The organism is Termitidicoccus mucosus, from assembly GCF_038725785.1.
GTDB lineage: Bacteria > Verrucomicrobiota > Verrucomicrobiia > Opitutales > Opitutaceae > Termitidicoccus > Termitidicoccus mucosus.
The window spans coordinates 6,702,402-6,712,616 of the sequence record NZ_CP109796.1 but is presented as its reverse complement, the minus strand read 5'-3'; the positions used below and the strand labels follow the sequence as shown (position 1 = coordinate 6,712,616).

At 64.1% G+C, this 10,215-nt stretch carries 9 protein-coding genes; 1 reads left to right on the top strand and 8 read right to left on the bottom strand.

Translation table 11 applies throughout. The features are described 5' to 3' along the window. Window positions 1-739 precede the first annotated feature (739 nt). From OH491_RS23740 to OH491_RS23705, 8 genes are all read right to left on the bottom strand, one after another. Window positions 740-898, bottom strand: coding sequence for a hypothetical protein (locus OH491_RS23740; protein ID WP_334319015.1), 159 nt, complete (start codon window positions 896-898; stop codon window positions 740-742). A 130-nt stretch (window positions 899-1,028) separates the two neighbouring features. Beyond that, a complete protein-coding gene (locus tag OH491_RS23735; RefSeq protein WP_334319016.1) occupies window positions 1,029-1,253 on the bottom strand; it encodes a hypothetical protein in 225 nt (74 codons plus the stop codon). A 211-nt stretch (window positions 1,254-1,464) separates the two neighbouring features. After that, window positions 1,465-2,133 (bottom strand): tyrosine-type recombinase/integrase, encoded by a 669-nt coding sequence (locus OH491_RS23730; RefSeq protein ID WP_068768744.1) that lies wholly within the window; start codon window positions 2,131-2,133, stop codon window positions 1,465-1,467. A gap of 25 nt (window positions 2,134-2,158) precedes the next feature. Continuing rightward, window positions 2,159-2,521: a hypothetical protein gene (locus OH491_RS23725; protein ID WP_145928552.1), complete on the bottom strand. Its 363-nt coding sequence runs from the start codon at window positions 2,519-2,521 to the stop codon at window positions 2,159-2,161. 185 nt (window positions 2,522-2,706) lie between these two features. Then, window positions 2,707-3,237 (bottom strand): IS630 family transposase, encoded by a 531-nt coding sequence (locus OH491_RS23720; protein WP_084441789.1) that lies wholly within the window; start codon window positions 3,235-3,237, stop codon window positions 2,707-2,709. Next, window positions 3,134-3,553 (bottom strand): IS630 transposase-related protein, encoded by a 420-nt coding sequence (locus OH491_RS23715; RefSeq protein ID WP_145928494.1) that lies wholly within the window; start codon window positions 3,551-3,553, stop codon window positions 3,134-3,136. Before OH491_RS23715 ends, OH491_RS23720 begins: the two co-directional genes overlap by 104 nt. Window positions 3,554-3,737: 184 nt before the next feature. Then, window positions 3,738-3,995 carry a hypothetical protein gene (locus tag OH491_RS23710; protein ID WP_068768746.1) on the bottom strand — a complete coding sequence of 86 codons (258 nt, stop codon included), beginning with the start codon at window positions 3,993-3,995 and terminating at the stop codon, window positions 3,738-3,740. A 143-nt stretch (window positions 3,996-4,138) separates the two neighbouring features. Next, window positions 4,139-9,532 carry an autotransporter outer membrane beta-barrel domain-containing protein gene (locus OH491_RS23705; protein ID WP_334319017.1) on the bottom strand — a complete coding sequence of 1,798 codons (5,394 nt, stop codon included), beginning with the start codon at window positions 9,530-9,532 and terminating at the stop codon, window positions 4,139-4,141. Between OH491_RS23705 and OH491_RS23700 the strand changes: the two genes are divergently transcribed. After that, window positions 9,531-9,689, top strand: coding sequence for a hypothetical protein (locus tag OH491_RS23700; protein ID WP_334319018.1), 159 nt, complete (start codon window positions 9,531-9,533; stop codon window positions 9,687-9,689). The two genes, OH491_RS23705 and OH491_RS23700, sit on opposite strands and share 2 nt — an antisense overlap. Window positions 9,690-10,215: the final 526 nt, after the last annotated feature.

Genomic DNA, 10,215 nt, shown 5'->3' with positions numbered 1-10,215 from the left:
ATGAATCTACGGATCCGCAGCATGCAGGCTTATTCCCCGCATGGATGGCTGGCCAACGACATCAGGCATAGGCCCGGGTGCGATTGCGAATGGCAGCAGGAAAAAACTGCGGGGAGTGCCCGCGCCCCGCAGGCGGCATCCGGCGTCCCGCCGGATGCGGTTCGGAAAAGTGGAAGCGCCGTCCCGCCGCTTGGATTGAAGGGCTCGGGTGTCCCGCCCTCGCCAGCTTGCGAGACGCGCGCGCTCCCCGAGCCTTCTCCTCACCGAATCCTCCATCCGCCCGTTTCCGCCACCAATCGCAACCACACCCAACAGGGCCTTGCTAATCATAAAAAAAATGTAATCGAGGCATCTCATTTTATGATATTAGCGTAATTGCTATTTCAGATTATTAACTTGCCGATCTCTCAAGTCATTTATCCTTGGAAATATTTTGGTAAAAATTCAGTTTTTACATTTACGGATTTTTTAAATTTTTTATTTGGATAAATTTAAGAAACAGATGCGTCAAGCAAATTTTGTGTAAATTTCACCTCCGCAACGGAGATGGTTTATTATTTTGATTATTCATGGATGTGATTGTCTCGCCCCGCATCCTGCCAGTGTTTATAAAATCAAAATAGCGGCGCGCTTCGCCGCGGGTTTGCCCGGATTTCGCGCATGGATTTTCGATGTATATAAAAGCGCCACACGCATGGCGCATGTGGCGTTGGAATCTCCTGCCGTATTCTGGGCGGTTTTATCCGCGCGCGGGCACGAGCAGCCGGGTGCGGATATGCGCGGAGACCTCGGCAAGGTCGTAATATACAAAGTGCCCGACGCGGTGATGCGGAATGCGGCGGGCGCGCGTCCATTCGCGCAGCGTGCGCGCATCACATGGCGCGCGGGGGGCTTCCATTCCGTGGGCGTGCCCTGGTTCTCCGCAAGTGCGGCGCGGAAACGAAAGGAGCCGGGCGAAGGCGGCGGGGGAGGAAGGCGGATGCGGCTGGGAAACCGCATCCGCCCTTCCGCCCCGCCCGGTTGCGGGTTTATGCGGCGAGCCGGTCTTGCCGGTCGGACGCAGGCATGGGCGCGGGCGCGCTCGCTGCCTGCGGCGCTGGCTCCGTCTGCGGCGTGGCAACCCGCTTCGGCAGGATGGCGAAGAATGCTCCGGCCTCCTGCGAGGTGGTCACGTTCAGGTAATGGTGGCGGATGATGCTTTCCGAATTGCCCGCCTGCAACGCCGTGTCGCCCATCAAGCGGAATTTCGCCACATGCATCGAAATGAACGTGTGCCTTAATTCTACTTTGTTAACTGTTACGCGAGGGACGGGTTCGGGGAGCGCACGCGTCTCGCGTGCCGGCTTGGGCGTCCCGCCCAAGCCTTTCCGCCAAACCGTGTTCGGCGGGACGCCGAACACCGCACGCGAGACGCGTGCGCTCCCCGAGCCAACCTCCCCGTCCACTGGCTGTGTGGCATTTCGGTTAACAAAGTAGAATTAACACGTCATGCCCGATGCCGAATTTTTTCCGAACGCGCGTGAGTTTTTTTGCGATGCTTTTCATTTTGTCCTTGGGCGGAATAACGGGGTATTCGTCCAGCGGATAGGCTTTGAGCCACGCGGCAAGATTCGGCTGGATGGTCACCAGCCGGCGCATGTTCACCTTGGACACCCACGGCTCGATGGTGATCGCGCTGTTTTCCAAGCGCACGTCGGCGGCGGGTAATTTGGAGATTTCCCCGTCGGGCCGAATGCCGGCGAACAGGCACAGCGCGAAAAACGGCACGAATGCCCCGCCGTGGACGGTCTCGACATGCGCCATGAGTTGCGCGGCGCGCTCCGCCGTCAGCGCCTCGGCCCCGCCCCGGCTGTGGTCGATGCGGTGGCGGGTGGTGCCTTCCAGCGGGTTTTTCACCAGCCAGCCTTTCCGGCAGGCATGGTTGAAAAACGCGCACAGCACGCCGCGCCGGTTGTTCTGCGTCTTCAGCGACCCGCCGTCGCGCCGGATGTAAGCGTGCAACGCCTCCGTGCCCGCCTCCGCGAGCGTCTGCGTCGGAAAATGCCGCTGGAACTCCGTCAGCTCCAACCGGATATTGCGCAACTGCCGTTCGCTGAGCAACGATTGTTGCACGTCCTCCTTGCGCGCCTTCATGTAGGTTTCGACGGCATCGACGACCCTAGGCGCGGCCTCGGGGCTCGCGGTAATTGGCCAGCGCGTAGTCGAGGTAGAAGGTGAGCGGACGCCGCGCCTTCTCCAGCCGGAGAAACGCGGCCTCGGCCTCGCGCAACTGCGCCTCGGTCAAAAACGTGCTCGCGCCGCGCAGATTGGATTGCGACTGGAGCAGACGCAGTTCCAGCGCGGCGCGTTCTGCAATGGCGTCCTCGCGGGTTTTGAAGTTCTTGCGGATGCGCTCGCCGAGCAACCAGCCGGCTACGCGGAATGAAATCACGCCGTTGCGATTCTTGAACGGCTTGATGGTGAATGCGGATTTTCTTTGTTTCATCGGTAGGTTGCCGCCGTCACGTGGCAACCTATTCATGAAATCCCCGGCTTCCCTCTGGAATCAGGCCGGTTCGCGACGGCTGGAAGCCCGGTCGTGCTCCCGGCTGACTTGCTCGTTGTCATCCGCCCTTTGCACACGCCTCTTCCTGCATCCTCTGACGACCCTCTTCCCCCCTCACCTTCATTTGGCATCCGCTCTTCTCCACTCGTGTATAGCCTTTTCTAACAACATTGACACAAATTGATGATGGTGAGGAAGGGGTTGTTGGAAGAGGGAAGCTGCGGACGCAGAAGCCTTTTGAATTTAGCCCAGAAGTGTTCGATCGGATTAAGGTCGGGCGAATAGGGTGGGAGGTATTTGAGTCTTATCCCCTTCGCGGCGGACAGTTCCGCCGCAGCGGAGCCGTGGTGGAATCGCGCGTTGTCGAGCACCACCACGCTCCCTTCGGGCAACACCGGCAGCAGCACTTTCTCAAAATACGCCTCCACCACTGCCGCGTTGCAGGCTCCTTCAAACACCATCGAGGCCACCAGTTTCCCTGACTGACAGGTTCCGATTACATTGGTGCGTTTGCGTAACTTTCCGCTCACTTGGGCAGGGATCTTTTGCCCGCGCGGCGCACGGGCCTGTTCGCGATACAAACCGTGCTCAATCCCGCACTCGTCCAGGTAATACACTTTTGTTGCGTCTAACTTTTCGAGTTCCTTGCCGAAGGCCTCCCGTTGCGCCTCGTCGCGTTCCCGATACTCGATGGCTTTTTTTTAATGTGATGCCCAGTTGGCGCAGCCGCTTCCAGATGGCGTGACGCCCCACCTTGAGCGCGGAACTGATTTCAGCGAGCGTTGCGTCCGCATTCCCGCCCACGTAATCGGCGAGCTTTTGCGGGTCGAGTTTGCGCCAAGTCCCCCAGCTTTTTTTCGCCTCCAATGCGCCCTTTTCTTCCGCCTCAAGGTAGCGGTAAACCGTCTTGCGACCCACCTTGAAAAGCGCAGCCGCCTCGGCCTTGCCTCCTCCCCCCCTTACAAATCCCACTATCCGTTCCCGCAGGTCTATCCCATAAGCTTTCATATATTCCTTTTTCCCATCTCTCTGTGTCAATGTAAAGGGAATTTAGTATAGTTATTCTTTCAATACACGCTCTCTCCGCCACACGTGCATAGTTGCACACTTGCACCTCCGGCTTAAAACCTCGTGACGACACCATCCAGCTGAAACCTTGTGCTGTTTTGCCCCTTTTTGCGCATGCGCAAACTCATTGGCCCGCCGGCCGGCCGCGTTTACCTCCATACATTCTCAGGCCGATGGCGTACTCCCTGTCCAGCTCGAAGGCAGGGATGTCCTTCAGGATGGAATCAAGCGCGCGCGCCTGCGCTTGGTAATACATTTCCTTTCTGGCGTGGACGTGGCCCATGATCGTGACACGGCTGCCGCCGGCCAGATGCCCGCGCACGATAAAGGCATACCGCACCATGGGCAGCGAGCTGATGAGCGTTTCTGTTTTATTTTTCATGACATGAGTTTCGATAAATTCCGAATGACGTTCCGGGCGAAGCGGGAAGCATGGCATTGCAAATCACAAATAAAGGGAGCCGCCGCCCTCGCCAGCCGCCGGCGCGGCGGCGCCCTCCGTTCGCAATTTGCAATTTTCCATTCTCACCAGAATCTCCTGTAGCCGAGGTTGAGGGACCAAGGGCGCTCGTAGGCCGAGGCCCTGCCGTATTCGTAGTCCAGATACAACTGGCTCGACGCGTTGAGGCGGTAGGCCGCGCCGAGGCCGGCCTCGAGGCGCCAGCCGTCGAAGTCAGAGGCGAAGGTGCGGTCGTGCGCGTGGATCACGCCGCCGTCGGTGTCGGTCCTGACCGCGCCGAGCTTGCCGTAGGGCGCCCAGCGCGAGTCGCGGAGTTGTTTGCCGAAGCGCACCAGGCCGCGGTACTGCGCGGCGCGGGAACCGTCCACCTTCACATTGATCGCCGTGTTCTCCGGGGTGGTGCGGTAGCTCGCGCCGCCCAGCCAGGCCACGGCGGCCTGCACCGAGGGCTCCGCCCACCAGCCGTTCGCGCGTTCCAGGCGGCGGCCCAGTTCCAGCGACACGCCGTAGGCGTTGCTGCTGTAGTCGCCCGAGATCACCCGGCCTGATGTCGAGACCGCGTCGAAGTTGTGCCGGTAGCGGTCGGCCTTGAAAATGAGGTCCGCATACCAGCCGTTGTCCTTCAAGACGGTGCCGTAGAGGCCAGCCGAGACGTTGCTCGTCGCGCCCTCGTTGTTTCCGTCGAAGTCGCGCGTGATCCGGCCCACGTCCACAAAGCCGCCGACCAGGTTCACGCCGCTCTCCGTGCGGAAGGCTTTGTCGCCGCCGGCGGTCACCCCGTAGGCATACTGATCAAAGCCGCGGCCGGACAGCTCGTTCGAGGCGTTCAGCCGGTAGCCGCGGCTGCGCACCCAGACGTTGCCCATGGGGTGTTCCACCCCGGACAGCTCCGCGCGCACGTCACCCATGCGCAGGTAGAGCGCGTCGAGCGAGTAATGCCAGTCCTTGCCCAGCAGCGAGGCGGTGTCGATGATCGCGTCGGCCGCCTCGGACAGGCCGGTGCCGAACAGATACCAGGTGTCGGCGGCAAGGGGCAGGGTGCTCGAGGCCGCGGCGCCGCTGGCGAGCTCAAACTCGGTCAGGCCGAAGTCGACCTTGCCGCCGGCGAGCCGGTAATCGGCCGCGCCGCGCGCGTCGGTGATGAGCGGGATCGCCGTCTCGCCGCTGCCGGGGACCGTGCCGAGGGCGTTGACCGCGACGGTGTGCGTGCCGGCGCTGGTGCCGGTCACGGTCAGGTGGTCGGCGGCGCCGCCGGGGGCGGCGAGACCGGTCGCGGTGAAGTCAACGTTGAACTCCAGCGTCGCGTTGCTGCCGGCGAGGCTGGCGAGGGTCGCGGTTTTGAAAAGCGGCGGGACGCCGCTTCCACTATGCGTGAAGCCGAGTTTCGCGCCGTTGAGCGTCATCGCGCCGAGCCGCGCGTTGTCAACCGCCAGCCAGAGGGCCGAGCCGGCATCGGCGTCCACGCGGGCGGCGCTGCCGCCGAGCGCATTCGTCGCGCTGAGGTAAACCACCGCGTTGTCCAGCGCGACATTCGCGATGGTGTTGTCGTGCGCGATGGCCAGCGAGCCGCTGTTCGTGACCGCCAGCGTGCCCGAACCCGACACGGCGTTGCGCATCGCGCCGTTCGCGTTGCGGTATTCGAGGGTCGCGCCGGCGTCCACGCTCACGGGCGCGGCGGTGGCGCCGGCGCCGAGCGCAGAGAGATTTTCAAGGACGAGGCGGCCGAGTTCCACCCGGGCATTGCCGGCAAAGCCGGCGTTGGCCTGCGCGATGACGGCGGTGCCGGTGTTGGTTTTGATCAACGCGCCGGTGCCGCTGAGCGCGTTGGCAAACGTGCCGCCGGCCGTGAGGTCGAGCTTGAGCGCGCCGTCCACCGCGATGCTTCCGCTGCCCAGCGCGGCGGTGTGTTTCAAGTCCGCGGTCGCGCCGGCGGCGATGGTCGTGCCCGCGGCCAGGCCGGTGTTGGCGGCGGTCACGGTGAAGGTGCCGCTTTGCAGTTCGAGCCGTCCGGCGCCGGTCAGCTCGCCGGAGGCGGTGCCGCCGTTGAGCACGAGGACGCCGCCCCCGAGCCCGGTGCGCGCGCCACGGTCATCGAAGCGGCCGCTGCCGCCGTTGGTCGCGCTCACGGTGAGCGTGCCGCCGTTGAGCAGCAGGCCCGCGCCGGTCGCGCCGGTGTAGGCTCCGATGGTTTGGGTTTTCCCGTTCAGGTCGAGCGCGGCAGTGTTTGTGATGGCCAGATGGCTCGTGCTGCCGAGGGCGTTGTTTGCGCCGGCTATGACGGTGCCGCTGGTGATCGTTGTTGTGCCGGTGTAGGTGTTGGCGGCGTTGAGCGTGATGGCCGAGGTGGCGGCGAGGGCGAGGTGGCCGCTGCCGCTGATGACGGCGTGGAACTCGGCGGCGCCCGCGGGCGCCGCGGTGTCGCTGGCGAGGAGGAGCGTCTGGTTGGCGAGGATGTCAACCGCGACGAGGCCGTAGCTGACGTAGAGACCGTTGCTGCCGGCGGCGTCGCCCGTGGCGAGGCCGTAGCCGTAGGTGCCGGTGGCCACCTGCGCGCCGGACTGGCTGATGGCGGCGGTCTGCGTGGCGGTCACGAGGGCGTTGGTGTTCAGGTCGAGGAGCTTGATGCCGCCGATGTTGCCGGTGGTGGTCGCGGAGCCGGCGAGCTTGGTGAGCGCGCCGTCGTCCTGCTGGAGCAGCGGGGTTTGCGGGGCGGCGGGGGTGGTGGCGCCGGCGGGGATGCGCACGCCGACCGTGCCGGTGACGAGGTTGATCGTGCCGGTGCCCGCATCAATGCAGGCGGGCGAAATCACGTCGGCGGGGACGTTGGTGTCGAAGTCCACGCGCCCGCCGTCGAGCACGAGGCCGGCGAGGGTGTTCGTGCCGGTCGCCACGGTGGTGTGGTTGCCGGTCGCGCTGACGAGCGTGGCGGCGGCGAAGGTGTTGTTCGCGAGTGTGAAGGTGCTGTTGGCGAGGCGCGCGGTTCCGGTGAAGGCGGTGTTGTTGCCGGTGAGCGCGAAGATGTTGCCCTGAGTCGTGAGGTTCACGTCGAGCAGGCCCGCGCCGGTGAGGGTGTTGGTGAACGTGTAGGCGCCGGCAAACGTGCCGGTGAGCGTCGCGTTTGCGGCGATGTCAACGAGGCCTCCCGCCCCTCCCGCCCCTCCCGCTCCGAGCGCGGCGGTGTGGGTGATGCGGAGTTCGCCGGCTTGCACGCTGGTGCTGCCGGAGTAGGTGTTGCCCGCGCTGAGGATGAGCAGGCCGTCGCCTTTTTTGGTGAGCGACCGGCCGTCCCAGCCGGCGTGGGCGATGGTGTTGGCGAGGGTCACGTCAATGTCGAAGGACTCGCCGGCGCCGAGGGTGAAGTTGCCGTGGCTGGTTGGCGTGCCGCTGAACCACGCCTGTTGCGAGCCGAGCACGTAGTCGGTGCCGCTGCGGATGTAGCCGCCGGTGAGGAGGAAGTCCTGCGGACTCGCGCCGGGGCCGGTGATGTTTTTCACGGCGAAGTCGCCCGTGATGCCGCCGGTGGTGTGGATGAGCACGTGGCTGGTGGCGCTGAGAATCTGGCTGGCCTTGGTGCCGCTGGCGGCGCCGGTGAAGCCGGTCACGGTCAATGTGCTGGCCGCGCCGAGAGTGGAAGTTTGCGCGGTGATGGCGGGGGCGTTGGCGCCGGCGGTGACGAGCAGCGCGCCGTCCTGCGCGTAGGCGCCGCCGCTGACGATGCTGCTGGAGCCGCTGAGCGCGAGCGTGCCGCCGGCGGCGACGGTGTAGTCGCCGTCGGTCGTGAAGGCGCCGCGCTGCCGGTGGTCGGCGAGGCCGGCGGTGACGCTCATCGCGCCGACGCGGCTGCCGGTGCCGGTGAGCACGAGCCTGCCAGCGCCAGTCTTGTCGAGCGCGCCCGTGCCGGAGAGGCGCGCGGACACGGTGAGCGTGCCGCCGGCGTTGACGAGGCCGGTGACGGTGTCGCCGGCGGAGGCGCCGATGATGACGCTGTTGGCGACGGAGTTGGTGGCGAGCGTGCCCTGTCCGGCGAAGACCGAGCCGCCCTCGAAGCGCGCGGTGCCGGAGGTCAGCGTCAGCGTGGTGTTGCCGGTGATGTCAACCAGCGAGCCGTTTTGGAAAAAGAGGCCGCCACCGCGCAGGCTGATATTGCCGGCGCCGCTGGTGCGCAGCGTCGCGCTGGTGGCGAGGGTGAAGTCCACGCCGTCCTGATTGGAGCCGTAAATCATGCCGTCGGCCAGCTCGAAGAGACCCGCGTTGACGAGCGTGCGCGAGCGCGCGCCCGCCGCGCCGAGGAGACCCATGCTCATCGCGAGGTTCTCGATGCCGGTGGTGTTCGCGCCGGTGAAATAGACGCGCCCGTCGCCGGTCTTGGTGATCGCCTTGACGGTGCCGCCGGTGGCGTCCTGCATGATTTGGTCGTAAAAATAAATGGTGCGCCCGGCGTCCGCGTTGAGCGTGAGGTCGGTCTCGCGCATGAAGATGGAATTGCGCCCGTTGATGACGCCGGTGAGGCTGTTGCCGTATTTCTCGTAGGTGTTGCCACGGAAAATAATGTCGTTCCGGGCGGCGTCGAGTTCGAGGTGTCCGCCGACCATGTAGATGGCGCCGCCCATGCCGTGCGCGACGTTGTTTTCGAAAAGCGTGGGGGCGCCGGCGTTGCTGCCGATGTAGAGATATTGCGCCGGGGTGTTTAAGGGCGTGGCGATGGCGCCGCCACCGGCGTTGCGGGTGTTGCCGCTGACATAACCGCTGAGGCTGCCGTCGCTGTTCAGGCCGGCGGTGTTGCTGGCGAACACGGCGCCGTTCCGAAAAATGACCGTGCCGGAGAGCACCAGCGCGCCGCCGTCCTTGTTGACGGTGTTGCCCGTGAAGCGCGCCATGTCCCCGAAGGTGACGAGCGCGCCATTGGCCGCGTTGAGCGCGGCGCCGTAGACGCTCTGCGCCTTGTTGTCGGCGAACAGGGCGCTGCCGCTGACGGCGAGCCGTCCGCCTGTGACGACATCCGTGTGCCGGCTGCCACCCGCCAGTGGCAAGGTGAACGTCGCGAGCTTGCCGGCGTCGATGTCGACGGCCGAGACCGCGCCGCCGCCGACCGTGATGCGCGAGCCAATCGTGGCGTCGCCGCGGATGTTCAGCGCGGCGGTGCCAGCGAAGGAAATGAGCGGGCTGCCCGCCAGCGCCAGACCGGCGTCGCCCGGCGTGGCGAGGGCGAGTGTGCCGCCGTTCAGGAGGGTGGCGCCGGTGTAGGTGTTGGTGCCGCTGAGGATGAGGGTGCCCGCGTTGCTTGACGTGACGGTGAGCGACGCGCCGTCCCAGCCGCTGGCGAACGCGCCGAGCTGGTTCTGGTCGACAAGCGCAACGTCCACATCGACGGTGCTGCCCGAGGCGAGGGTGAAGTTGCCGTGCGCGGTGGCCGTGCCGCTGAACCATGGCAATTGTGATGGTGGCGTCTGGCCGTTCATGCACACCGGAATCAAGGCCGGTGAAACAAGGGCCAATGTGATTGCAAAGGTGGAGATGAATGTGGAAGTGAATCCGCAAATTGAGTTATTCGGACTGTTAATGGAGCCGTTTTTTCCGTGTTCCGTTGTCATAGATATGGCGCAATATGTTTATTGATACCATCTTGCACCTGCGTCAGATTGGTAATATATTTGTGAATACGAATAGCTTAGCATCGCGCCTGTTTTCTGGGTAGTCAGTGGAAACACCTACCCCGCATATTTTACGGCAAAGGAAGCACCGTGTGTCACTTGCCGCCCCATCATGACGTTGTTGAGTGTGTCATGGCCGGCGATGACGGACTGCCGTTGATAAGCGGGGCAGACCAAAGGATTGGTCCGATTGATTTATGCCCCCCTGAAGAACCCGGAACAAACGAGGGGGCGGCTTTGTTGTGGGGCGCCGCCGGATTATGCGATAGATTAAACCGAAAATGCTTATAACGTGATCTCGGCGGCGGCGGGGGGGGCGCATCGGAATCCGCGCTGTGATGACCGTGCCCTTGCCCGGATGCGAGTCGATCCGCCAGCCGCATCTCCTCCCACGAGCAACAGCACGCGAGTGTTTGGCAAACAGCAGAGGTTTGTGCACAACCGGCTGAGGCGGTGGCTGTGGCGCAAGTATCGGGCTGTTCAGCTTCTAC